The organism is Brevundimonas sp. GW460-12-10-14-LB2 (assembly GCF_001636925.1).
Classification (GTDB): domain Bacteria; phylum Pseudomonadota; class Alphaproteobacteria; order Caulobacterales; family Caulobacteraceae; genus Brevundimonas; species Brevundimonas vesicularis.
Genome location: NZ_CP015511.1, coordinates 2,024,458 through 2,045,772, shown reverse-complemented (window position 1 = coordinate 2,045,772; position 21,315 = coordinate 2,024,458). Strand labels below are relative to the sequence as shown.

The following is a 21,315-nucleotide window of genomic DNA, read 5'->3' as shown; positions in this document are numbered from 1 at the left end:
CGGAGAGGGAAACCGCGCACTGCGCGGCGGAGGGGGCGGAAACGGGTGTGATCTAAGGGGTTCAGGCCCATTTCGCCACTGGAAAGGCGATACGCGCCGCAGGCTGTGGATTTGCGGCCGGGCGTCGGGCCGCGCTATGGGCCTGTCATGAGCATGATCACCTGGGCCGCGCTGCTGGGCGCCATCGCGCTGGAGGTGGCGGGCACGACGATGCTGCAGGCCTCGCAGCAGTTCACGCGGGTCTGGCCCACGGCGGGGATGGCGGTCTGCTACGGCCTGGCCTTCTATCTGCTGTCGATCGCCCTGCGGCAGATGCCGGTGGGGATCGCCTATGCGATCTGGAGCGGGCTGGGGGTGGTGCTGATCTCGGTGATCGGGACGGTGGTGTTCCGCCAGCGGCTGGACCTGCCGGCGATGGTCGGGCTGGCGATGATCGTCGGCGGCGTGGCGGTGATCAACGTGTTCTCGAAGACGGTCGGGCATTGAGGCTGTGACAAGCGACGGCGCGGCGCGTATGAGGCGCGCCATGCAGCCCTACTGGGAAACCAAGACCCTGGCCGAGATGTCGCCTTCCGAGTGGGAGGGGCTGTGCGACGGGTGCGGGCTGTGCTGCGTGATCCGGTTCGAGGACGAGGATACGGGCGAGGTCATTCCGACGCGGGTGCATTGCAAGCTGTTCGACCCCGAGGCTTGCGCCTGTTCGGACTATGCGAACCGCAAGGCCCAGGTGCCGGACTGCATCAAGCTGACGCCCGGAAACATCGAGGCGTTGGAGTGGATGCCTAAGTCGTGCGCCTATCGCCGGCTGCATGAGGGGCGGCCGCTGGCCAAATGGCATCATCTGATCTCGGGCAGTCGCGAGACGGTGCATACGGCGGGCGTGTCGGTGCGGGGCCAGACGATTTCGGAGCTGTCGCTGGCCGAGCCGGAAGATGCGCTGGATTTCGAGGCGCCGGAATGGACGGTCGAACGGGGCCGGGAGCGATAGGGTAGCACCCCCTAGCCAGCGCAATGACGCTGGTTGAAAGGCTGCGAAAACAAGCCATTGGCGAATTATGTGGGTGTTCTTCCGGCCTGAGGACGCTGGTCCGCTATGGTTTGGGCATGACGGGAAATCGGGATGACGGAGAGGGCGGCTGCGGCGGCGCGCGCGAGACGGCTGCGTCCTGCGCCGGGTGGATGGAGCCCCTGTTCCTGATGATGAAGGCCAAGATCGAAGAGACGGCCAAGAGCGTCTGCGAAACGGACGTCAAGGACGCCGCCGTCGCCGAGAAGGTCGCGCGCCAGATCGGGGTGATCGCGCGGTCGGCCAAGGCGGTCGAGGCGCTGCGACTGCTGTGCCTGAGCGACAACGAAGAGGACGAGATGGGTGGACGAACCTACGACCCCGCCGAGGACGAGCGAATCCGACAGGAACTGGTCGTCGAGCACGAGCGGCTTGATCGGATTCTGGAAGAGAAGAACGCTGAGGCAGCTGAAAGGGCGCGAGCTAAGGCTGCATCGCAGCCATTGTCGGGTGGCGAAGCATCAGTGTTCGCCGACGGATGATGACCTGAAGACCTGGCTGCTGCTGGGCGGCCGGGGGTCGGGAAAGACGTTCGCCGGGTCGGTCTGGATCGACATCATGGCGCGAGAGCTGCCCGGCATCACCCTGGCGCTGGTCGGCCCCGCTCTGCACGATGTGCGCGAGGTGATGGTGGAGGGGGCGTCGGGGATCAAGGCGCTGGCCGAGCCGGGCGACCGGCCGCGTTGGGAAGCGGGGCGGCGTCGGCTGGTGTGGAAAAATCAGTCGGCGGCCTATGCGTTTTCGGCCGAGGATCCCGACAGTCTGAGGGGGCCGCAGTTCCACGCGGCCTGGGCCGACGAATTCTGCGCCTGGCGACGGCCGGAGCTGGTGCTGTCGAACCTGAGGTTCGGGTTGCGGCTGGGGGACGAGCCGCTGCTGGCGGTGACGACGACGCCCCGGCCGATCCCGGCGCTGAGGCGGTTGATGGCCGAGGCCGGGACGGTGACGGAGCGGGCGGCGACGGCGCTGAACGCGCAGAACCTGTCGCCCGGCTTTCTGGCGCATCTGAACGACGTCTATGGCGGGACGCGGCTGGCGGCGCAGGAACTGGAAGGCGTGGTGGTCGAGGGGGAGGGCGCCCTGTTCCGCATCGCGGACCTGAAACGGGCCAGGGGTGCGCGGCCGGCCGAACTGGACCGGATCGTCGTGGCAGTCGATCCGCCGGCGACCGCGACCGGAGACGCCTGCGGCATCGTGGTCGTGGGGCGAAAAGGTCGCCACGCCTTCGTGCTGGCCGACCGGACGGTGCAGGGACGCTCGCCCCAGAGCTGGGGCGGGGCGGTCAGCGCGGCGGCGCACGAGTTCGGCGCGCACGAGGTGGTCGCCGAGAGCAATCAGGGCGGCGACATGGTGCGCTCGGTCCTGGCCATCAGCGCGTGTCCTTGCCGGATCGAGATGGTCCACGCCTCGCGGTCCAAGGCGGCGCGGGCCGAGCCGGTGGCCCTGCTCTATGAACAGGGGCGGGTGGTCCACTGCGACGCCTTCCCGGCGCTGGAGGAGGAGATGCTGGCGCTGGGCAGCGAGGGCGGACCCAGCCCGGATCGGGCCGACGCCCTGGTGTGGGCGATCACGCGGCTGATGCTGGGGCGGCAGTCGGCGCCGAGGATAAGCCGGCTCTAGCGGGTCACGACCCGTCATTCCGGGGCGTCCGAAGGACGAACCCGGAACCCAGGGGGCTTTCGAAAAGGCCGGGGGTCAGCGCCGAGCGGCGGCCCTGGCTTCCGGGTTCCGCGCGGGGCGCGGCCCCGGAATGACGACCGCATTCATTGCATAGGAGAGACGATATGCCGGCCATTCCGGAGCGGGACGGATTGCTGAACCATGGGCGCGACGCGGGCGGGCCGGCGAGGCGCGCGGCGGCGGTCACGCCCAGCGACGCGGCCGATCTGACGACCTACGCCAAGGCGCTGTATGTCGGCGGGGCGGGCAATATCCGTGTGCTGACGGTCGGGGCCGAGGACGGGGACGCCGTGACCTTCGCCAACCATCCGGTGGGGTGGTTGCCGGTGCAGGTGCGCCGGGTGCTGGCGACCGGGACGACGGCGACGCAGATCGTGGCGGCCTTCGACTGATGTCGGGTCTCGAGATCGGAGCAGCGACGGCGGCGCCGGGCGGGGTGCTGGCCGGTGTCTTGGGTGGGGCGCGGTTCGCCGTGCCCGACCTGCCCGTCTGGTCGGCGGCGGTCAGGACCATGCAGGCGGGCGGGCGCGAGGCGCGGCTGCTGTGCATCGGCGACAGCGTGACCCAAGGCTATGGCGCGGTCTCCGGCGGTTGGACACCGAACGGTCGGGCGAGCGCCTGGCCCGAGCGGCTGGCGGCGATGATGAGCGGGCGGGGCCTGCCGGCCTCGGCGGCGTCGGTCGCGGGCGCCGGGGCGGCGGACGGGGCGAGCGGAGGCTATTCCGCCTATGACCCGCGCGTGACCCTGGGGGCCGGGTGGAGCGTCAACACCCTGACCGGGATGGGCGGCAAGCTGTTTTCGGGCGCGGCGTCGTCGACGGGCGTCTGGAGCTTTCAGCCGGACCGGCCGGTGGATCGGTTCGACCTGTGGGCCGTGACCAATACGGCGCTGGGGGTGCTGACGGTCGAGACGGACGGCGCAGTGCGAGCGACGGTCAACACCACCAAGGCGGCGTCGATGGAGGTCTTGACCGTGGCCTTTCCAGAGACGACCGGGCCTGTGAGCGTGCGCTGGGCCTCGGGCGGAGCGGTGTTCATCGCGGGCGGGGTCGCATGGCGCTCGGACGTGAAGCGGGCGCGGGTGATCAACGCCGGGTGGGGCGGGGCCAGGATCGCGGACTGGATCACGACGGATCAGCCGTACCGGGCCTATGGGTCGATCCCGGCGGCGGCGCCCGATCTGTCGGTCGTGTGCCTGACCATCAACGACTGGAATGCGGGAACGGCGGTCGCGACCTACAAGGCCGGGCTGGGGACGCTGGTGGATCGGTGCCTGACGACGGGGGACGTGCTGCTGATGACCGGATGTCCGTCGGACCCGGCCCAGGGCAAGGCGAGCTATGCCGCGCAAGCCGCTTTGCGGGACGCGGTGTTCGAGGTGGCGGCGACGCGGGGGTTGGCGGCGCCCGTCGACGGGACGGCCCTGTTCGGCGGCAGCTTCGCCGGCGGGTTGATGTTCGATTCCGTCCATCCCAATGCGGCGGGCCAGGCGAGGATCGCCGAGGCTGTGCGGACGCGGGTGATGATCTGAGGTTGTCGATCGCTCTCGCGCGGTGGTAACCGTGGCAGATGGGGGAGCGGTTCCACGGGGTGCAGGCGCTGCGGTTCGCGGCGGCGACGGCGGTGGTCGTCACGCACGCCGTGGATCTGGCGGGGACGCGGCTGGGGCTGGAGACCGTGCTGGCGGGTGGGACGCTGGAGGATTTCGGCGCCGTGGGCGTGGACGTGTTCTTCGTCATCAGCGGCTTCATCATCGCCACCACGACGCAGGGGCAGACGGGCGTGGGCGCGGCCGGGGCCTTCCTGTGGCGGCGGTTTCGGCGGGTGGCGCCGATCTACTGGCTGCTGTCGCTGCCGATCCTGATCGGGATGGCGCGAGGCGGGACGCTGAGCCCGGAGGTGGCGGCGGCCACGTTCCTGTTCTGGCCGTTCAGCGGGCTGGAGATGACGTTTCCGGCGCTGGGGCCGGGGTGGACCCTGTGTTTCGAAATGCTGTTCTACGCCGGGTTCGGGCTGGCGATAGCGGGCGGGCGGCGTGTCGGCTGGAGTCTGGTTGGGACCTATGCGGCGATGCTGGCGGTCGGATTGGTGGTGGCGGCGCCGGTGCTGAGGTTCTGGGGCGCGCCGATCATTGCGGAGTTTCTGCTGGGCGTCGGGATCGCGTCGGTGTGGCGGTCGACGCCGCGTCGGCTTGGACTGTGGGCGATCGGTCTGGCGACGCTCGGGTTCGGGCTGGGCCTGGTCTTCGGCTATGGCGGCATCGACGATGTGCGGGCGCTGAACGATCCGTGGAACGGGCTGCGGCGGGCAGCGGTCTGGGGTCTGCCCAGCGCCCTGCTGGTGTTCGGCGTGGTGCGGATGGAGCGGACGGACCGGGCGCCGGGGCGGCTGGCGCGGGCGGCGGCCTTCATGGGGGATGCGTCCTATTCGATCTATCTGGTCCATGTGCTGGTGATCCGGGCGCTGGGGCGCATGTTCGAAAGCGGCGTGGTCGTCCTGCCGGGGGATGCGGTGGTGGGGCTGACTGTGATCGCCAGTCTGGCGGCGGGGGTTGCGGTGCATCTGTGGGTGGAGCGACCGCTTTTGAAGATCCTCCCCCGAGCCGCGTAGCGGCACGGGGAGGGGGACCGCGCGAAGCGTGGTGGAGGGGCGGAAACGGGTTGGGTGTGAGACGGTTCGTAGAGCGCGCCGTCGCCCCTCCACCGCTACGCGGTCCCCTCCCCGCTGGCGGGGAGGATCTGGCCTAAATTTCTGAGGAGATTGCGATGGTTTCGATCCGGTGGCCGTTCGGCCAGGCGGGGCGCGTGGGCGCGCCTGAGGGCAAGGAGAGCCGGGCGGGCGGGGTGATCGCCTTGTCAGGGGTGGGGCGGCCGCGGTGGACGTCCAACGACTACGCCAGTCTGGCGCGCGAGGGGTATCAGAGAAACGCGGTGGCCTATCGCTGCATCCGCATGATCGCCGAGGCGGCGGCGGCGGCGCCGTTCGCGGTGTTCGTGGTCGGGGTGCGCGACGAGTCGCATCCGTTGGCGAAACTCATCCGCCGGCCCAATCCCGAGCAGTCGGGGGCGGAGCTGATGGAGGCGGTCTATGGCGCGCTGCAGGTGTCGGGCAACGCCTATGTCGAGGCGACCGGCGATGTGGACGGGGACGGGGCGCCGGACGAGCTGTGGGCGCTGCGGTCGGATCGGGTGAAGGTGGTTCCGGGCCGGTCGGGCTGGCCCGAAGCGTGGGATTACTCCGTAGACGGACGGTCGGTGCGGATCGGGCGGGCGGCGGACGGCTGGGCGCCGGTGATGCATCTGAAGCTGTGGCACCCGCTGGACGACTGGTACGGACTGTCGCCGCTGGAGGCGGCGGCGCAAGGGGTGGACGCGCACAATGCGGCCGGCGCCTGGAACAAGGCCCTGCTGGACAATGCGGCCCGGCCGTCGGGGGCGCTCGTTTATGGCGCGCGAAACGGCGAGCGGCTGACGGACGGGCAGTTCGAGGCGCTGAAGGATCAGTTGTCGACCGTCTATGCCGGGGCGACCAACGCCGGGCGGCCGATCCTGCTGGAAGGCGGGATGGACTGGAAGCCGCTGAGCCTGACGCCGGCGGAAATGGATTTCACGGCCGGCAAACATGCGGCGGCGCGCGAGATCGCCCTGGCGTTTGGGGTGCCGCCGCAGCTGCTGGGGATACCGGGCGATGCGACCTACGCCAACTATCGCGAGGCGAATGCGGCCTTCTGGCGACAGACGGTGATCCCGCTGGTGAAGAAGGCGGCGGGGGCGATGACGGGCTGGCTGGGCGAGCGGTTCGCGGGGTGCGAAATCCGCGCGGACCTGGATGCGGTCTCGGCGCTGCAGCCCGAGCGGGACGCCCTGTGGGCGCGGCTGGAGGCGGCGCGCTTCCTGACCGACGAAGAGCGTCGGCGAATGGCGGGGCTTGGGGCGTGAGCGGTGATTGGTGACGCGTGAATGGGGTTCGTCTGACAGTCACGATTCACGGCTCACGATTCACGGCTCACGATTCACGCGGCGAACGGAGAGAGCGAAATGAGCGAACATCAGATCCGGCGCGTGCCGACGGCGCTGCTGATCGCCGTTGTGGTGCAGACGGTGGGCGGCTTGGTCTGGGCCGGGGGCGCCGCGGCGCGGATCGCGACGCTGGAGCAGCGGGTCGGGGAGCAAAGGCTGGTCGCCGAACGGCTGGCGCGGCTGGAGGTCCAGGGCGAGGCGACGGCGGCGGCCGTGGAGCGGATCGAGCGTAGGTTGGAGGATGGATCGTGAGTGGTGAATCGGGATTGGTGAGTAAGAGCGAGCAATCACGGCTCACGAGTCACCACTCACCCCTCCAAATCGAAGGCTACGCCTCGCTGTGGGGCGTGGCGGATCTGAACGGGGACGTGGTGCAGGCGGGGGCGTTTGCGGACAGTCTGGCCAAGACGGGCGCCGAGGGGGTGCGGATGCTGAACCAGCACGATGCGCGCTCGCCGGTCGGGGTCTGGGAGCAGATCGTCGAGGATGCGCGCGGTCTGTTCGTGCGCGGCCGGATTGAGGACTGGTCGGCCGAGGCGCGGTTCGCCGGGGCGCTGAGCCGGGCCGGGGCGCTGGACGGGCTGTCGATCGGATACCGTACGGCCCGGGCCCGGCGTCAGGGACGGCTGCGGGTGCTGAGCGCGGTCGAACTGTGGGAAGTGTCGCTGGTGACGTTCCCGATGCTGCCGGGGGCGCGGTTCAGTTTGGCTTGAGGGCCTGGAAGGCGCCGTTGCGGTCGAGGGTTTCGGCCAGGGCGGCCATCTGGGCGCGGCCCTTCTTGCCGTGGAGATAGCGCAAGGCCCAGCCGGCGAGCACCAGGCCGAAGATCCAGCCGACGTGCAGCGCCAGGTGGGCGAACAGGATGAAGACGGCCGCCAGCGCATAGGCGCCGAGATAGACCAGGGCCAGCTGGCCGCCGCGCGAGGCCGTGGGGTTGGACAGGCCGGCGATGATCTCGGCCACGGTCGGCGCTGCGGCGGCGGATGGCAGGGCGTGATCGGAGGGCTTTGAGGCCGGTTGGGGCGCGGGTCTGGATTGCTTCTGCGGCGTGGCTTGGGCGGCGGGTGCAGCGGCCGGTCGGGCGGGTTTTGGCCTGGGCGGGATCGGATCCGGCGCGCGCCGGGCAGGACGGAACAGGATCGATCGGCCGGCTTCGTCGACGGTGAAGACCTCTTCAAAGGCGGTGGTTGTGAAGTCGATAGCGCGGGTGTCCTGGCCGTAGCTCTGGCCATGCAGGGCCGTCAGTCGGCCTTGGCGCAGCTCGATCTGGAAGCCGACGGGGTCGGGCAGGCCGGCGACCATGGCATGGACCGTGCCGAACAGGCCGGTGGCGTCCGGGTTGGCGGTCGCGCGGTCCGCATCGACGACGATCTGGGAATAGAGGCCCGCGCCGGTGTTGCGACGCAGGCCCGGCGAACTGGCGGCGACCTGGGCCCGCAGGTCCGGGACGCTGTCGCCCATCTGCCAGATCATCGCGTCCATGACGGCGCTTTCCAGGGGCGTCAGGTGGGACATGGGGCGGCCATCACAGGGCAGGGAAAGGTCGACGACCGGAAGCTTTCGCCTCAGCGACGTAGTAATCGTTCATCCGGCGCAGCTGTGCTCGAAGGAAAAGCGGCAAGGCCAATACAAATAAGGTCGTGAAGACAGGCCAATACGGGATGGTCGGTATCCCCAAGTGGCGGCTCAGGAAACCCAGTGGGTCGCGCAAGCCCGCCACCGCGCAAAACATGATCCACACGGAAATGGACATTACGTCGATGACGTTGCCGGTCCTTTTGGAAGGTGGAGCTCCCCATCGCGCGATCAACGCTTGGATGGTCCGTGGCACGGTTTCGACAGGCGGTTTCTTGGTGACGAGCAGGAATTCGCCGAGAGGAACAGGATCGAGTTCGTGGGATGTCTGAAGACGCTGTAGCGGCGAGAGGTGACGCGCCAGCGCGCGCCGTTTGCGACGAGCGACGAAGGCGAGGCCATATTGAAGGCCCAAGGCGCCGAATATGGCCAGCAGAGGCAATGCGTAGAAGAGTTCGGGGACCGGCCCCTCGTAATGGTTCAGGATCGCGACGGCCGTCAGCGGTACGAACGGCGCCCATATCCAGACGAGCTTAAGCAGCCAGGAGCGCTGCAGGCCGTCCAACAATTTCGAGGTCGTGTCGGTCACGTCTCGACCCTAACCGCAACACGCGGTTCTTCAACCGGAGATATCATGAAAGAGACCAAACAGGCTTCGGGCCAGCCCGAGGCGCGCGATGTCGTGCGCGAGATGATGGCGGCGTTCGAGGCGTTCAAAGGGGCGAACGACGCCCGGTTGGGCGAGATCGAGAAGAAGGCGGCGGCCGATGTGCTGCTGGAGGAGAAGGTGGCGCGCATCGACCAGGCGGTCGTCTCGGCCCAGGCGCGACTGGATCGGGTGATGAGCCAGAGCCGTCGTCCGGCGATCGGCGGCGAACTTGCCGAGCCGACGTCAGCGCCAGAGGCGAAGGCGGCATGGGACGGCTATTTGAAGACGGGTCAGTCTCCTCATCTGGCGGGCGGTCTGGAGGTCAAGGCGGGTCTGTCGGGCGGGGCGACCTCGGGCGGCTATGTCGTGCCGTACGAGACCGAGCGGGCCATCGAGCGGCGTCTGATGGCGGCCAGTCCGATGCGCGAGATCGCCACGGTCAGGACCGTCGCGGCGGCGTGTTCAGAAAGCCGGTATCGACGGCGGGTGTGGCCTGCGGCTGGGTGGCGGAGACGGCCGCGCGGCCCGAGACGGACCCGGCGACCCTGGCCCTGCTGGAGTTTCCGTCGGCGGATCTCTACGCCAATCCGGCGGCGACGCAGGCGTTGCTGGACGACGCCATGGTCGATCTGGACGAATGGCTGGCGGCCGAGGTCGAGGACGTCTTTGCGGCGCAGGAGACCCAGGCCTTCATCAACGGCGACGGGGTGAACAAGCCCAAGGGTCTGCTGTCCTATCCGACTGTGGCGGACGCGGGCCAGACCTGGGGCCAGATCGGTTCTGTCGCATCGGGCGCGGCGGGCGGCTTTGCGGCGACCAGTCCGGCGGATCGCCTGATCGACCTGATCTATGCACCCAAGGCCCAGTATCGGCCGAACGGCCGGTTCGTGATGAACCGCAAGACGGTCTCGGCCGTGCGCAAGTTCAAGGACGCGGACGGCAACTATATCTGGCAGCCGGCGACGCGGCTGGGCGAGACGGCTTCCTTGCTCGGCTATCCGGTGACCGAGATCGAGACCATGCCGGACGTGGCGGCGAACAGTCTGTCGATCGCATTCGGGGACTTCCAGCGGGGGTATCTGATCGTCGATCGGGCGGGGGTGCGGGTGCTGCGCGATCCCTATTCGGCCAAGCCCTATGTGCTGTTCTACACGACCAAGCGTGTGGGCGGCGGGGTGCAGAACTTTGACGCGATCAAGGTGATGAAGTTCGCCGCGACCTAGTCGCGGAGTGATGGCGACTTTCCCTCCCCCTGCGGGGGAGGGTGGCTGAGGCGCAGCCGAAGTCGGGTGGGGACGGCCGGGCGATCGAAGTTAGCTCATCGACCAAGCGTGCGGCCTTGCCGGGCCGCCCCCACCCGGTCGCTGCGCGACCACCCTCCCCGGAGCGGGGAGGGAGAATTCCGAATCTGACAATGGAGATTGCCATGGCGCAGCCGGTGACGGTGGCGGAGGCGAAGCTGTTTCTGAGGGTCGAGCATGAGGTCGAGGACGGCTTAATCCAGACCCTGATCGCGGCGGCGCAGGCGAAGGTGGAGGGGGATGTCGGGTTGAGCCTGACGTCCACCTCGCCGGCGCCGTTGCGGCTGGCGATCCTGATGCTGGTCCTGCGGGCCTATGAGCGAGGCGAGGCGGTGGAGATCCAGCCGGTGGAGGGCTGGATCGCGCCATACCGCGTGGTGAGGTTGTGAGAGTTCTGGCGGGACTGTTCCAGCCGGTGGAGGCCGAGACGCCGTATGGCGGGCGCAGCGTGTCGTTCGAGGCGGCCGGGTCGGCCTGGCTGAAGTGCGGGGCGCGTCGGCGCCTGGAGCGTGGCGAGGGCGATCAGCGGCGCGCGGTCGAGACTATGGGCGCCGAGGCGCGGGCGGATGCCCGGCTGATGAGCGGTCGCGTGCTACGGTTCGGCGGGGCGGACTGGCGGATTGTCTCGGTCGAGGATGCGCGGCCGGGGCGAGCGAAGCTGGATCTGGAGCGGGTGCGATGAGGGACCATGAAGGCGCGCTGCAGAAGGCGATGGTGGCGGCGCTGAAGGCCGATCCGGCGCTGTCGGCCCTGATCCAGGAGCGGGTTTACGACCAGGCACCGGAAGGGGCGCTGTGTCCCTATCTGGCGCTAGGGCGGTGCGAGAGCCGGCCAGTGGCGGCGGACGGGGGCGGGGTTGAACAGAAGCTGACCCTGACGGGCGTGTCGCGATTCGCGGGATCGGAAGAGGCCAAGGCGGTCGCGGCGGCGGTGCGGGCCTGTCTGCACGAGGCCGTGCTGGAGGCCGACGGGGTGCGGACGGCGACCCTGAGGGCGACATTCGCGGACGTGTTCCGCGCGGGCGACGGGCGGCGGACTTATGCGGTGGTGCGGTTGAGGGCGGTAACCGAGGAAGTGGGAGAAGACGGATGACGGCACAGGCCGGCAAGGACATCTTGCTGAAGATCGAGGGCGCGCCGGGCGTGTTTACGACGGTGGCGGGGTTGAGGGCGCGGACGATCTCGCTGAACGCCAAGACAGTGGATGCCACGGACGGCGACAGCGCCGGGCGGTGGCGCGAGCTGCTGGCCGGCGCGGGCGTGAAGTCGGCGGCGGTGTCGGGGCAGGGCATCTTTCGCGATGCGGCGTCGGACGCCCTGGTGCGCGAGGCCTTCTTCGATCAGGCGGCGAAACGGTGGCGGCTGATCGTGCCGGACTTCGGCGTGCTGGAGGGGCCGTTCCTGTTGGCGGCTCTGGAATACGCCGGCGAGCACGAGGGGGAGGCGACGTTCGCGCTGAGCCTGGCAAGCGCCGGGGCCATCGGGTTCAGCGCGATATGAACGGCGCGCGGGGCGAGGCGGCGGTAATCTTGGGCGGCGCGCGGCGTCGGGCTTGTCTGACGCTGGGGGCGCTAGCGGAGATCGAGACGGGGCTGGGCGTCGATGGGATGGCGGCGGTCGCCGAGCGGATGAAGACGTTGTCGGCGCGGGATCTGATCGTGGTGCTGGCGGCGGTGTTGCGCGGCGGCGGTGAGGTCGAGCCGGAGGTGGCGGCGGTTGATCCGCGCGAGGCGGCGGTCGCGGTGGCGCAGGCGTTCGCGGCCGCAGCACGATGACGCCCTGGGGCGAGATGTTGCGACTGGCGGCGACGATGGGCGTGGCGCCCGAGGCGTTCTGGCGGCTGTCGCTGAAGGAGTGGCGGCTGTTGACGCAGGCGCCGCGCGGCACGGCGCTGCTCGGGCGCGACGGGCTGGCGCGATTGATGGAGGGTTGGCCGGATGGCGGATGAGTTCGGGCGGGACGGGATCGATCAGATCGCGCTGAGAGCGGCCGAAGCCGGGGCGGCGCTGGAGGCGCTGAAGGCGCCGGCGCAGGAGGCGGCCGACGCCATCGAAGCGGCGTTCGGGCGGGCGGGCGACAGCCTGACGCGATCGCTAGCGCGGGCGGCGGCGGACGGGGAGGTGTCGCTGGCCGAACTGGCGCGGGCGGTGCTGAATGCGGTCAATGCGGCAGCGGGATCGCAGGGTGGCGGGCTGAGCGCGGCGATCCAGTCGGTGATGTCCAGCTTCGGCGGGGCGCGGACGGACGGCGGGCCGGTGCTGGGCGGTGCAGCCTACCTGGTCGGCGAGCGCGGGCCGGAGGTGTTTCGACCGGCGACGGGCGGCGAGATCGGGCCGGTCGGCGGCGGGGGCGTGACGGTGAATGTGGCGGTGGACGGCGGGGCGCCGGCCCTGCTGCGGTCCGAGGCGCAGATCGCCCAGATGCTGGCGCGGGCCGTCAGCCTGGGCGCCAGGCGGATGTGAAAACGCCGCCCCGTCGAGGACGGGGCGGCGCTGAGGTCGATCGGCGATGAGGCTTATTCGCCCTTGGGGTTCGGGCCGAAGCGGTTTTCGCCCTTCTGGCTGTCGGCGATGCCGATCCACAGCAGGAAGGCCAGGCCGAGCAGACCGGCGATCGCGAACAGGCCGATGGCCGGGCCCATCAGGGCGAAGACGGCGGCGGGATTGCTCTCGTAATAGTCCTCGGCATAGCCGTTGGCGACGGCGCCGGCGATCATCATGGCGAAGCCGGCGACGAAGGCGATGACCGAGCCGACCCAGGGAATGGCGATCAGCCAGCCGGTCTTGCCCATGTCGTGAAGGCGCTTCACCGAAATGGCCAGGTTCGGCCAGATCAGCACGATGCCAAACAGGTTGATGATTGGGATCCAGCTGATGACGACGTTGACGCCCAGCAGGATCAGCCAGCCGATCCAGAAATGGCTACGGCGGATGCGGCCCTCGAAGGACAGAAACAGCTTTTGCCAGTCGAAGCCGGCGACGGCGGTCGAGGTCGAGCTGGCGTAGCCGCCGGCGACGCCGGTGGTGGTGGGCGAACCGGCCAGGATCAGGATCTGGGTGGCGGCGGCACCTTCGGGGACGAAGTCAACGCGGACGCCGGTGGCGGGCACGGCCGGCGATTGCAGCGCGGCCGAGGTGAAATCGTAACGGGCGCCGTCGTCGCCGCTGATCAGACCGATTCCGGTGGTGGTGTCGTAGCTGAGAATCTCGCCGCGCAAACGTGTCGCTCCCCTTGGGCATGCGGCCGAAGCTGGCCGCAATGCGACCATGAACGAGCGACGATCAGTGAACAAGTGAAAGGGAGGAAAGGCTCGCATGGCCTTTCATGAGGTGCGCCTGCCCGCGCGGCTGGCGTTCGGTTCGACCGGCGGGGTGGAGCGTCGGACGGAGATCACGACGCTGGCGTCAGGGTTCGAGCGGCGCTCCACGCCCTGGGCGCTGGGGCGCAGGCGGTATCTGATCGGGGCGAACCTGAGGTCGCTGGACGACATGGCCGCGCTGGTCGCCTTCTTCGAGGCGCGGCGGGGGCGGCTGTACGGGTTCCGGTTCAAGGACTTCGCCGACTTCAAATCGTGCGCGCCGGGCGGGGTGGTATCGTCTGAGGATCAGGTGCTGGGCGTGGGCGACGGGGTTCGCACCGCGTTCGATCTGGTGAAGCGCTACGGCGATGTGGAGCGGCCGGTCGCCAAGCCTGTCGAGGAATCGGTGCGGGTCGCGGTGGGCGGTGTCGAGACGACGGCTTTTGGGATCGACCTCGCGACCGGGCGGGTGACGCTGGAGCGCGCGCCGGAGGCGGGTGTCAGCGTGACGGCGGGGTTTCAGTTCGACACGCCGGTGCGGTTCGATTCGGACCGGATCGAGACGACGCTGGAGAGCTTCGAGGCCGGACGGATGGCGGCGGTTCCGCTGATCGAGGTTCGGGTCTGAGCCATGCGCGACATACCGAACGAAATGGCCGCCCGCATCGAGAGCGGGGCGGCGACGCTTTGCCATGTCTGGCGGCTGGAGCGAGCCGACGGCGTGGTGATGGGGTTCACCGACCATGACCGGGACCTGGTGGTGGACGGGGTCGTCTGTCGGGCGGCGAGCGGCTGGACGGCGGGGGCGGGCGAGAGCGCGGTCGGGCTGGCGGCGGGGTCGGTTTCGGCGGCGGGCGTGCTGGATGACGCGGCGATTACGGAAGCGGATGTGGCGGCGGGTCTGTTCGACAAGGCGACGGTCGCACTATGGCGCGTGGACTGGGCGCGGCCGGATCTGAAGGTGCGATTGTGGTCGGGGGCGCTGGCGAAGATACGGCGCCAGGGGGAGAGCTTCGTCGCTGAGCTTGAGGGACCCCTGGCGCAGCTGGAGCGGGTGGTCGGGCGGACCTATGGGCGGATGTGCGATGCGCGACTGGGAGACCAGAGGTGCCGGGTCGCGGCGCCGGCGGGGCGGGTCTGCGACAAGCGGTGGGAGACCTGCGTCGGGACGTTCGGGAATGGGGCGAACTTTCGCGGATTTCCGGATGTGCCGGGGGACGACTTCCTGACAGCCTATCCGGCCGGAAGTGCGCGCAGCGACGGCGGGAGCCGCCGGTGAGCGGGAGCGCGGTTGTGATGTCCGCCCGGTCCTGGCTCGGCACGCCGTATCGGCATCAGGCCAGCATGAAGGGTGTGGGCGCGGACTGTCTGGGACTGGTGCGCGGGGTGTGGCGCGAGGTGGTGGGCGAGGAGCCCGAAGTCTTGCCGGCCTATTCGGCCGACTGGGCCGAGGTCGGCGGGCGCGAGACGCTGCTGGAGGCGGCGGGGCGGTGGATGCGGCCCGTTGCGGTCGATCAGATGCGGCCGGGCGACGTGTTGCTGTTTCGCGTGTCGCCGGGGGCGGCGGTGAAGCACTGCGCCATTCTGAGCGACCTCGACGGACCGGAGCCGAGGATGATCCACGCCTATTGGGGACGGGCGGTGGTCGAAAGCTGGATGGGCGTGTGGTGGCGAAGACGGCTGGCGGCCGTGTTCCGGTTTCCTGTCCCCGGTTCGGCCTTGGCGGCGTGCGCCGCCTCGTTGACCGAGGATGACGGAGTTTAAAGGCATGGCGCAAGTCGTTTTGAGCGCGGTCGGGCAGTCGGTCGGCGGGCCGGTCGGGCGGGTGATCGGCGCGACCCTTGGGCGGGCGATCGACAATCGGGTGGTGGGCTCGCTGGGTCCGGCGCGGCAGGTGGGGCCCAGGCTGGAGACGCTGAAGGTTCAGGGCACGGCGGAAGGGGCGCCGATGGCCTGCGTCTTCGGACGGGCGCGGGTGACGGGTCAGGTAATCTGGGCGGCGCGGTTCCTGGAAGGCAAAAATAAGGGCCGGGCGGGCAAGGGCGGTCCGAAGACAGTCGACTATGTCTATTCGCTGAGTTTCGCCGTGGCGCTTTGCGAGGGCGAGATCGACGGGGTCGGGCGGGTCTGGGCCGATGGGCGGCTGATGGACCTGACCGGCGTGGTGATGCGGGTGCATCGCGGGGGTGAGGCGCAGACGGCGGACCTGCTGATCGAGGCGGTCGAGGGGGATGCGCCGGCGTATCGCGGGACGGCCTATGTGGTGTTCGAGGACCTGCCGCTGGGGCCGTTCGGGGATCGGGTTCCGCAGTTGAGTTTCGAGGTGTTCCGGCGACCGCGCGGACAGACCGCGCGGCTGGAGGACCGGCTGGAAGGGGTGTGCCTGATCCCCGGCGCGGGAGAGTTCGCCCTGGCGACCGAGGCGGTGGTGCGTCGTGAGGGGCTGACGCGGACGACGGCGGAGAATGTGCACAATGGCGAGGGCCGGGCCGATCTGGTCGTGTCGCTGGATCAACTTCAGGCGCAACTGCCGAAGCTGAAACGGGTCAGCCTGGTGGTCGGGTGGTTCGGCAGCGACCTGAGGGCCGGGCATTGCGTCGTGCGGCCGGGGGTGGAGCGGCGCGACAAGCCGACCGAACCGCAGGTCTGGTCCGTGGCGGGCGTCGCGCGCGATGAGGCCTATGAGGTCAGTCAGGTGGATGGGGCGCCGGCCTATGGCGGGACGCCTTCGGACGACAGCGTGCGTCAGGCGATCCGCGAGCTGAAGGCGCGGGGGCTGGAGGTGACCCTGTATCCGTTCGTCTTCATGGACTGTCCCGGTTATCCGTGGCGGGGGCGTGTGGCGGGCGTGGACGGGGCAGGGGCGACAACGGAGATCGCGGCGCTGTTCGGCGGGGCCGAGGATTGGGGGCTGCGGCGGATGGCGCTGCACTACGCCCGGATCGCGGCCGAGGAGGGGGCGGACGGTCTGCTGATCGGGTCGGAGATGCGGGGCGTGACCTGGACACGGGATGCGGCCAGGGGCTTTCCGGCGGTCGATCAGTTTCGGGCGCTGGCGGCGGAGTGTCGGGCGGTGGTCGGGCCGAGCGTGAAACTGTCCTATGCGGCGGACTGGAGCGAATATTTCGGGTGGCAGTCGGGCGGGGAGGTGGTGTTCCATCTCGATCCGCTGTGGGCCGATGCGGCCATCGATCATGTGTCGATCGACTGGTATCCGCCGCTGACGGACTGGCGAGCGGGCGACGGCGGGGTCGATGCGGCGACGTTCGGCGGGGCGGCGGACCCGGCCTATCTGGCGGCGGGGGTCGTGGGCGGGGACGGGTTCGACTGGTATTACGCCAGCGAGGCGGATCGGGCGGCGCAGGTGAGAACGCCCATCGTCGACGCGGCGCATGGCGAGGACTGGGTATTTCGGCCTAAGGACCTGAACGGCTGGTGGTCGAACTCGCACCATGACCGGCCGGGCGGGGTGCGGAGCGCTGTGCCGACGGCCTGGATTCCGGGGATGAAGCCGGTGCGGCTGTCGGAGTTCGGCTGCGCGGCGGTGGACCGGGGCGGCAATGCGCCGAACCTGTTTCAGGATGCGAAGAGCAGCGAGAGCCGACTGCCGCCGGGATCAACGGGCGAGCGCGACGACGCAGTGCAGCGGGGGGCGCTGGAGGCGGTGCTGGGACACTATGCGGACCAAGAAAATAATCCGGTGTCCGCTGTGTATGGCGGGCGGATGCTGGAGGCGGCGGACGCCTGGTGCTGGGACGCGCGGCCCTATCCGGCCTTTCCGGCGCGGGGCGATGTCTGGGCCGACGCAGGGGCGTGGCGGGCCGGCCACTGGCTGAACGGACGACTGGCGGGCGACGGGCGTGATCTGATCGAGGCGGTGCTGGCGCGAGGCGGGTTGTCGCCGCACGAGATGGCGATCGAGGGCGTCGAGGGTGCCGCGGCCGGCTATGTCATCGACCGGCCGATGCGGACGCGCGATGCGCTGGAGCCGCTGCTGGCGGCGTTCGACGCCGTGGCGGCCGAGCGGGACGGGAAGGTCGCCGTGTTGGGGCGGGTGGAGACGGTGGTCGAGATCGCGGGCGAGGCGCTGGCTCTGCCCGATAGCGGGGCGGCGGAAACGATGACGCGGACGCTGGAGCCCAGGGCGGGCGAGGCGCGGGTGCGGTTTATTGACGAGACGGCGGACTATCAGACCGGGGCGGTGGTAGTGCGGTCCGACGATGCGACGGCGACGGCGGGCGGGGTCGATCTGGACTTGCCGCTGGTGTGCGGCGGCGGGCTGGCGACGGCGGCGGCGCAGAGGGCGCTGGACGGAGAGGGCGTGGAGGCGAGAACGCTGGCGCTGGGACCGCTGGAGGCTTTGCGGCTGGAGCCGGGGGACGGGGTGCGGCTGGAGGGTGGATCGGGCGACTGGCGCGTGATGCGGGTCATGTCGGACGAGACACCGTCGGCAGTGCTGGAGCCGGTGACTGCGCGGGGGGCGGTCGAGGACGACGGCGTCCGGCGCGGGGGCGAGGCGCCGGTCGTGGTCGGGGCCCCGTTCCTGAAAGTGTTGGACCTGCCGCCCTTGATGGGGGGTGAGGCGGACGCTCGGCCCTTGATCGCCGTGGCGGCCGAGCCGTGGCGGACGATGCGGCTGCATGCGGGGCCGACGGCTGAGACCCTGACGGCGAGGGGCGATGTGGAGACGCCGGCGACGGTCGGGGTGCTGCTTGAGGCGCTGGGGCCGGGGGTGCGGCACCGCTGGGACGAGGCCAACGCCCTGGTGGTGCGGGTCGAGGGCGAGGCGCCGGAAAGCGCGGTCGAGGCGGCGGTGCTGGGCGGCGGCAATGCGCTGGCGGTCGAGACGGCGGCGGGCTGGGAGATCGTCCAGTATCGGTCGGCGGTGCTGGTCGGGCCGGAGACATGGCGGCTGACGGGTCTGTTGCGCGGGCAGCAGGGAACCGAGGTCGAGATGCGGGCGGGCGCCGGGGCCGGGGCGGTCGTGGTGTTTCTGGACGATCGGCTGGCGCGCGCGGAGATCGGGCGGGGCGAGCGAGGACTGCCGCTGGTCTGTCGCGCGGGACCGGCTGGCGCGGCGCCGGGCGGTACGGAGTTCAGCGAAGCCCTGTTCGTGGCGAGGGGCGTGCATGATCGGCCGTGGTCGCCGTCTGGTCTGACGGTCGAGACGTCGGCCGAGGGTCTGAAGATTGGATGGACTCCACGCGTGCGCTTGTTCGGCGACAGCTGGGATGGGGAACCGACAGCGGTCGATACGATGCGGTTCCGGCTGCGCGTGTTTGATCATGACGTCGTGGTGCGGACGATGGAGGTCGAGGGGCTGTCGGCATCCTATTCTACGGCCGACTTGACGGCGGACTTCCCAGAAGGCGTCACATCGACGGCGCGGATCGCCGTGGCGCAGTGGGGCGAGGGGTTTGGGTGGGGCTCAGAAGCAGAGGTAGAGGCGGAAATCCGGCGGGTCTGACGAAATAGGGCGGGTCCAGCCCTTTGCGCGGGGCGGGGCATGGCTTAACTGACGGCCTCTCGACCTTTTTCAGCTGGAGCGACAACGGACGTGGCAGGCGACCCCTACAAGGAACTGGGCGTTTCGAAGGGCGCGAGCGCGGAAGAGGTCAAAAAGGCGTATCGCAAGCTCGCCAAGGAGCTGCATCCCGACAAGAACCCCGGCGACAAGATCACCGAGGACAAGTTCAAACGGGTGACGGCGGCCTTCGACATCCTGGGCGACAAGGAAAAGCGCGCCAAATACGACGCGGGCCAGATCGACGGCGACGGCAACGAACAGTACCGCGGCTTCGGCGGGGGCGGTCGCGCCGGCGGCAGCCCGTTCGGCCAAGGCGGCAATCCGTTCGGACAAGGCGGCGGGCCGGGCGGCCGCGCCAACTTCGAAGGCGTTGATCTGGACGACCTGTTCGGCATGTTCGGCGGGGGCGGGCGTCAGCGCGGCGCGCGGGACTTCACCTCGCGCGGCCAGGACGTGAAGGCGACGCTGGACGTCAGTCTGGAAGACGCCATCGCCGGGGCGACGCGGCGGATTCAGTTCTCGGACGGACGCACCCTGGACGTGACCATTCCCAAGGGGGCGTCGGAAGGCCAGACGATCCGCCTGCGCGGTCAGGGATCGCCGGGGCGCGGGGCCGAAAACGGCGACGCCCTGATCGAACTGAGGATCGAACCGCACCCCATCTACAAGCGCGACGGCGCGGACCTGACCATGGACCTGCCGGTGTCGGTGCCCGATGCGGTGCTGGGCGCCAAGGTGCGGGTGCCGACGCCAGAGGGCGTGGTGCAGATGACGCTGCCGGCGGGGTCGAACTCGGGCAAGGTGCTGAGGCTGAAGGGGCGCGGCGCGTTTGCTCAAGGGCGGCGCGGCGATCTGCTGGCGCGGGTGATGGTGACGCTGCCGGATGCGCCGGACGCCGAACTGACCCAGTTCGCCGAGGATTGGCGGGCCAGGCGGCCCTATACGCCGGGGCGGTGAGCGCGCTCAAGTCGCGTGAAGCGCGGTTGCGCCAAAGGAAGAGAGCATGAGCACGAAGCCTGATGTGAAGCCGGCGCGGCCGTGGTTTTCGGCGGGGCCGACGGCGAAACGGCCGGGCTATGCGCTGGGTGGATTGCCGTCCGACCTGCTGGGACGCGGTATTCGCGCGCCGGAGGTGGTCGAGCGGTTCGCGCACGGCCTTCGGCTGACGCGCGAGGTGCTGGAAGTGCCTGACAGCCACGTGATGATTTATACGCCGGGGTCTGACACAGGTGCGGTCGAGGCGGCGCTGTGGGGCATGCTGGGCGCGCGGCCGGTGCAGGTCGTGGCGTTCGAGAACTTCGGCCTGACCTGGCTGGCGGACGTGAAGGATCATCTGGGGCTGGAGCCCGAGGCGCTAACGGCGCCGTGGGGCGAACTGCCTGATCTGAGCCGGGCCGACTGGTCCAAGGACGTGGTGTTCCCGTGGAACGGCACGACTTCGGGCGTGCGCGTGCCGGACGCCGACTGGATCGCCGACGATCGCGAGGGGCTGGCGATCTGCGACGCGACCTCCGCCGCCTTCGCCATGCCGCTGCCGTGGGACAAGCTGGATGTCGTGACCTTCAGCTTCCAGAAGGCGCTGGGCGGCGAAGCGGGCATCGGGGTGATGGTGCTGTCGCCGCGCGCAGTTGAGCGGCTGGATACCTACCGGCCGGATCGGGCGATCCCCAAGCTGTTGCGGCTGACGGACGGCAAGGGACGGTTTGATCGGGCGTTGGCGGACGGGGTCGTGATCAACACCTTCTCGATCCTGACCATCGAAGACTGGATCGACGCCCTGGGCTGGGCCAAGGACATCGGCGGATTGAGCGAACTGATCCGGCGGACCGACGCCAACTACGCCGCGTTGGCGCAATGGGTGGAACGGACCGACTGGATCGCCTTCCTGCCGGATCGGCCGGAAATCCGGTCGACGACCTCGGTCTGCCTGAAGTTCACCGATGCGCGGATCGCCGCGCTGGACGACAAGGCGCAGAAGGCCTTCGTCATGCGGTTCAAGGCCCTGCTGGAAGGCGAGGCGGCCGTGTTTGATATGGAGCCGCATCGCAATGCGCCGCCTGGTCTTCGACTATGGTGCGGCTGCACGGTCGAGACCGCAGATGTGATCGCGGCGACGCCCTGGCTGGAATGGGCGTTCGAGACGGCGGTCGGCGAAGTCGGATAAATCCGCCTGACGGGACGACATCGGACGATTCCCTCGC

27 protein-coding genes and 1 pseudogene are annotated in these 21,315 nt (G+C 69.7%); 24 read left to right on the top strand and 4 right to left on the bottom strand.

All coding sequences use genetic code 11. The features are described 5' to 3' along the window. The first annotated feature begins 147 nt into the window (after positions 1 to 147). From A4249_RS10205 to A4249_RS10160, 10 genes are all read left to right on the top strand, one after another. Positions 148 to 486: a DMT family transporter gene (locus tag A4249_RS10205; RefSeq protein WP_082854238.1), complete on the top strand. Its 339-nt coding sequence runs from the start codon at positions 148 to 150 to the stop codon at positions 484 to 486. A gap of 40 nt (positions 487 to 526) precedes the next feature. Further along, on the top strand, positions 527 to 988 hold the full coding sequence (locus tag A4249_RS10200; protein ID WP_082854124.1) for a YcgN family cysteine cluster protein: 462 nt from the start codon (positions 527 to 529) through the stop codon (positions 986 to 988). Between the two features lie 23 nt (positions 989 to 1,011). Beyond that, positions 1,012 to 1,548, top strand: coding sequence for a hypothetical protein (locus tag A4249_RS10195; RefSeq protein ID WP_156494696.1), 537 nt, complete (start codon positions 1,012 to 1,014; stop codon positions 1,546 to 1,548). After that, complete coding sequence (locus A4249_RS10190; protein WP_156494695.1) at positions 1,517 to 2,686, top strand: DNA-packaging protein; 1,170 nt, start codon at positions 1,517 to 1,519, stop codon at positions 2,684 to 2,686. Before A4249_RS10195 ends, A4249_RS10190 begins: the two co-directional genes overlap by 32 nt. Before the next feature lie 164 nt (positions 2,687 to 2,850). Next, on the top strand, positions 2,851 to 3,138 hold the full coding sequence (locus A4249_RS10185) for a spike base protein, RCAP_Rcc01079 family (RefSeq protein ID WP_066552400.1): 288 nt from the start codon (positions 2,851 to 2,853) through the stop codon (positions 3,136 to 3,138). Beyond that, positions 3,138 to 4,277: an SGNH/GDSL hydrolase family protein gene (locus tag A4249_RS10180; protein WP_066552398.1), complete on the top strand. Its 1,140-nt coding sequence runs from the start codon at positions 3,138 to 3,140 to the stop codon at positions 4,275 to 4,277. Before A4249_RS10185 ends, A4249_RS10180 begins: the two co-directional genes overlap by 1 nt. A gap of 38 nt (positions 4,278 to 4,315) precedes the next feature. Further along, the gene (locus A4249_RS10175; RefSeq protein ID WP_082854123.1) at positions 4,316 to 5,356 is read left to right on the top strand and encodes an acyltransferase family protein; all 1,041 of its coding nucleotides are present in this window, start codon (positions 4,316 to 4,318) and stop codon (positions 5,354 to 5,356) included. Positions 5,357 to 5,511: 155 nt separating this feature from the next. Then, positions 5,512 to 6,684 carry a phage portal protein gene (locus tag A4249_RS10170; protein ID WP_066552395.1) on the top strand — a complete coding sequence of 391 codons (1,173 nt, stop codon included), beginning with the start codon at positions 5,512 to 5,514 and terminating at the stop codon, positions 6,682 to 6,684. A 99-nt stretch (positions 6,685 to 6,783) separates the two neighbouring features. Beyond that, positions 6,784 to 7,017, top strand: a complete 234-nt coding sequence (locus A4249_RS10165) for a hypothetical protein (RefSeq protein WP_066552394.1) — start codon at positions 6,784 to 6,786, stop codon at positions 7,015 to 7,017. A 95-nt stretch (positions 7,018 to 7,112) separates the two neighbouring features. After that, entirely contained in the window at positions 7,113 to 7,478 is a 366-nt protein-coding gene (locus A4249_RS10160) for an HK97 family phage prohead protease (protein WP_335621853.1), read from the top strand. Here the strand turns inward: A4249_RS10160 and A4249_RS10155 are convergent. From A4249_RS10155 to A4249_RS16945, 3 genes are read right to left on the bottom strand one after another with little or no spacing between them, the layout of a single operon-like run. Further along, positions 7,465 to 8,280, bottom strand: a complete 816-nt coding sequence (locus A4249_RS10155) for a hypothetical protein (RefSeq protein ID WP_066552393.1) — start codon at positions 8,278 to 8,280, stop codon at positions 7,465 to 7,467. The genes A4249_RS10160 and A4249_RS10155 overlap by 14 nt on opposite strands. A gap of 10 nt (positions 8,281 to 8,290) precedes the next feature. Continuing rightward, positions 8,291 to 8,929: a hypothetical protein gene (locus A4249_RS10150; RefSeq protein WP_066552392.1), complete on the bottom strand. Its 639-nt coding sequence runs from the start codon at positions 8,927 to 8,929 to the stop codon at positions 8,291 to 8,293. Beyond that, positions 8,926 to 9,138 (bottom strand): hypothetical protein, encoded by a 213-nt coding sequence (locus tag A4249_RS16945; protein ID WP_231868824.1) that lies wholly within the window; start codon positions 9,136 to 9,138, stop codon positions 8,926 to 8,928. Before A4249_RS16945 ends, A4249_RS10150 begins: the two co-directional genes overlap by 4 nt. Between A4249_RS16945 and A4249_RS10145 the strand changes: the two are divergent. From A4249_RS10145 to A4249_RS10115, 8 genes and pseudogenes are all read left to right on the top strand, one after another. After that, a pseudogene (locus A4249_RS10145) lies at positions 9,035 to 10,212 on the top strand (phage major capsid protein). The gene A4249_RS16945 and the pseudogene A4249_RS10145 sit on opposite strands and share 104 nt — an antisense overlap. 203 nt (positions 10,213 to 10,415) lie before the next feature. Continuing rightward, complete coding sequence (locus A4249_RS10140; RefSeq protein WP_066555032.1) at positions 10,416 to 10,679, top strand: head-tail connector protein; 264 nt, start codon at positions 10,416 to 10,418, stop codon at positions 10,677 to 10,679. Next, entirely contained in the window at positions 10,676 to 10,972 is a 297-nt protein-coding gene (locus A4249_RS10135; protein ID WP_197458372.1) for a phage head-tail adapter protein, read from the top strand. Before A4249_RS10140 ends, A4249_RS10135 begins: the two co-directional genes overlap by 4 nt. Beyond that, entirely contained in the window at positions 10,969 to 11,382 is a 414-nt protein-coding gene (locus A4249_RS10130) for a DUF3168 domain-containing protein (RefSeq protein ID WP_066552390.1), read from the top strand. Before A4249_RS10135 ends, A4249_RS10130 begins: the two co-directional genes overlap by 4 nt. Continuing rightward, the gene (locus tag A4249_RS10125) at positions 11,379 to 11,789 is read left to right on the top strand and encodes a phage major tail protein, TP901-1 family (protein ID WP_066552389.1); all 411 of its coding nucleotides are present in this window, start codon (positions 11,379 to 11,381) and stop codon (positions 11,787 to 11,789) included. Before A4249_RS10130 ends, A4249_RS10125 begins: the two co-directional genes overlap by 4 nt. After that, entirely contained in the window at positions 11,786 to 12,064 is a 279-nt protein-coding gene (locus tag A4249_RS10120; protein WP_066552388.1) for a GTA-gp10 family protein, read from the top strand. Before A4249_RS10125 ends, A4249_RS10120 begins: the two co-directional genes overlap by 4 nt. Continuing rightward, positions 12,061 to 12,237, top strand: a complete 177-nt coding sequence (locus A4249_RS16335; RefSeq protein WP_156494694.1) for a phage tail assembly chaperone — start codon at positions 12,061 to 12,063, stop codon at positions 12,235 to 12,237. The genes A4249_RS10120 and A4249_RS16335 overlap by 4 nt, the downstream gene beginning before the upstream one ends. Continuing rightward, positions 12,227 to 12,751, top strand: a complete 525-nt coding sequence (locus A4249_RS10115; protein WP_066552387.1) for a phage tail tape measure protein — start codon at positions 12,227 to 12,229, stop codon at positions 12,749 to 12,751. Before A4249_RS16335 ends, A4249_RS10115 begins: the two co-directional genes overlap by 11 nt. A 53-nt stretch (positions 12,752 to 12,804) precedes the next feature. Here the strand turns inward: A4249_RS10115 and A4249_RS10110 are convergent, their stop codons facing one another. Further along, positions 12,805 to 13,506: a DUF805 domain-containing protein gene (locus A4249_RS10110; protein WP_066552384.1), complete on the bottom strand. Its 702-nt coding sequence runs from the start codon at positions 13,504 to 13,506 to the stop codon at positions 12,805 to 12,807. Positions 13,507 to 13,603: 97 nt separating this feature from the next. Between A4249_RS10110 and A4249_RS10105 the strand changes: the two genes are divergently transcribed. The 6 genes from A4249_RS10105 to A4249_RS10080 all read left to right on the top strand — a co-directional run bounded on the left by A4249_RS10105 (position 13,604) and on the right by A4249_RS10080 (position 21,278). Then, positions 13,604 to 14,215, top strand: a complete 612-nt coding sequence (locus tag A4249_RS10105; protein ID WP_066552383.1) for a DUF2460 domain-containing protein — start codon at positions 13,604 to 13,606, stop codon at positions 14,213 to 14,215. A gap of 3 nt (positions 14,216 to 14,218) precedes the next feature. Continuing rightward, the gene (locus A4249_RS10100; protein WP_066552382.1) at positions 14,219 to 14,866 is read left to right on the top strand and encodes a baseplate hub domain-containing protein; all 648 of its coding nucleotides are present in this window, start codon (positions 14,219 to 14,221) and stop codon (positions 14,864 to 14,866) included. 17 nt (positions 14,867 to 14,883) lie between these two features. Next, a complete protein-coding gene (locus tag A4249_RS10095; RefSeq protein ID WP_066552380.1) occupies positions 14,884 to 15,351 on the top strand; it encodes an NlpC/P60 family protein in 468 nt (155 codons plus the stop codon). A 4-nt stretch (positions 15,352 to 15,355) separates the two neighbouring features. Then, positions 15,356 to 19,054, top strand: a complete 3,699-nt coding sequence (locus A4249_RS10090) for a baseplate multidomain protein megatron (protein ID WP_066552379.1) — start codon at positions 15,356 to 15,358, stop codon at positions 19,052 to 19,054. 90 nt (positions 19,055 to 19,144) lie between these two features. Next, positions 19,145 to 20,071 carry a DnaJ C-terminal domain-containing protein gene (locus A4249_RS10085; protein WP_066552378.1) on the top strand — a complete coding sequence of 309 codons (927 nt, stop codon included), beginning with the start codon at positions 19,145 to 19,147 and terminating at the stop codon, positions 20,069 to 20,071. A gap of 46 nt (positions 20,072 to 20,117) precedes the next feature. Further along, entirely contained in the window at positions 20,118 to 21,278 is a 1,161-nt protein-coding gene (locus A4249_RS10080) for a phosphoserine transaminase (protein ID WP_066552376.1), read from the top strand. Positions 21,279 to 21,315: the final 37 nt, after the last annotated feature.

Bases quoted from the DNA above. Each gene is read 5' to 3' on its own strand.
- A4249_RS10205 (WP_082854238.1), top strand. From the start codon at position 148: ATGAGCATGATCACCTGGGCCGCGCTGCTGGGCGCCATCGCGCTGGAG.
- A4249_RS10200 (WP_082854124.1), top strand. From the start codon at position 527: ATGCAGCCCTACTGGGAAACCAAGACCCTGGCCGAGATGTCGCCTTCC.
- A4249_RS10195 (WP_156494696.1), top strand. From the start codon at position 1,012: ATGACGCTGGTTGAAAGGCTGCGAAAACAAGCCATTGGCGAATTATGT.
- A4249_RS10185 (WP_066552400.1), top strand. From the start codon at position 2,851: ATGCCGGCCATTCCGGAGCGGGACGGATTGCTGAACCATGGGCGCGAC.
- A4249_RS10180 (WP_066552398.1), top strand. From the start codon at position 3,138: ATGTCGGGTCTCGAGATCGGAGCAGCGACGGCGGCGCCGGGCGGGGTG.
- A4249_RS10175 (WP_082854123.1), top strand. From the start codon at position 4,316: ATGGGGGAGCGGTTCCACGGGGTGCAGGCGCTGCGGTTCGCGGCGGCG.
- A4249_RS10170 (WP_066552395.1), top strand. From the start codon at position 5,512: ATGGTTTCGATCCGGTGGCCGTTCGGCCAGGCGGGGCGCGTGGGCGCG.
- A4249_RS10165 (WP_066552394.1), top strand. From the start codon at position 6,784: ATGAGCGAACATCAGATCCGGCGCGTGCCGACGGCGCTGCTGATCGCC.
- A4249_RS10155 (WP_066552393.1), bottom strand. From the start codon at position 8,280: ATGTCCCACCTGACGCCCCTGGAAAGCGCCGTCATGGACGCGATGATC.
- A4249_RS16945 (WP_231868824.1), bottom strand. From the start codon at position 9,138: ATGCGCGCCACCTTCTCCTCCAGCAGCACATCGGCCGCCGCCTTCTTC.
- A4249_RS10140 (WP_066555032.1), top strand. From the start codon at position 10,416: ATGGCGCAGCCGGTGACGGTGGCGGAGGCGAAGCTGTTTCTGAGGGTC.
- A4249_RS10130 (WP_066552390.1), top strand. From the start codon at position 10,969: ATGAGGGACCATGAAGGCGCGCTGCAGAAGGCGATGGTGGCGGCGCTG.
- A4249_RS10125 (WP_066552389.1), top strand. From the start codon at position 11,379: ATGACGGCACAGGCCGGCAAGGACATCTTGCTGAAGATCGAGGGCGCG.
- A4249_RS10120 (WP_066552388.1), top strand. From the start codon at position 11,786: ATGAACGGCGCGCGGGGCGAGGCGGCGGTAATCTTGGGCGGCGCGCGG.
- A4249_RS16335 (WP_156494694.1), top strand. From the start codon at position 12,061: ATGACGCCCTGGGGCGAGATGTTGCGACTGGCGGCGACGATGGGCGTG.
- A4249_RS10115 (WP_066552387.1), top strand. From the start codon at position 12,227: ATGGCGGATGAGTTCGGGCGGGACGGGATCGATCAGATCGCGCTGAGA.
- A4249_RS10105 (WP_066552383.1), top strand. From the start codon at position 13,604: ATGGCCTTTCATGAGGTGCGCCTGCCCGCGCGGCTGGCGTTCGGTTCG.
- A4249_RS10100 (WP_066552382.1), top strand. From the start codon at position 14,219: ATGCGCGACATACCGAACGAAATGGCCGCCCGCATCGAGAGCGGGGCG.
- A4249_RS10095 (WP_066552380.1), top strand. From the start codon at position 14,884: ATGTCCGCCCGGTCCTGGCTCGGCACGCCGTATCGGCATCAGGCCAGC.
- A4249_RS10090 (WP_066552379.1), top strand. From the start codon at position 15,356: ATGGCGCAAGTCGTTTTGAGCGCGGTCGGGCAGTCGGTCGGCGGGCCG.
- A4249_RS10080 (WP_066552376.1), top strand. From the start codon at position 20,118: ATGAGCACGAAGCCTGATGTGAAGCCGGCGCGGCCGTGGTTTTCGGCG.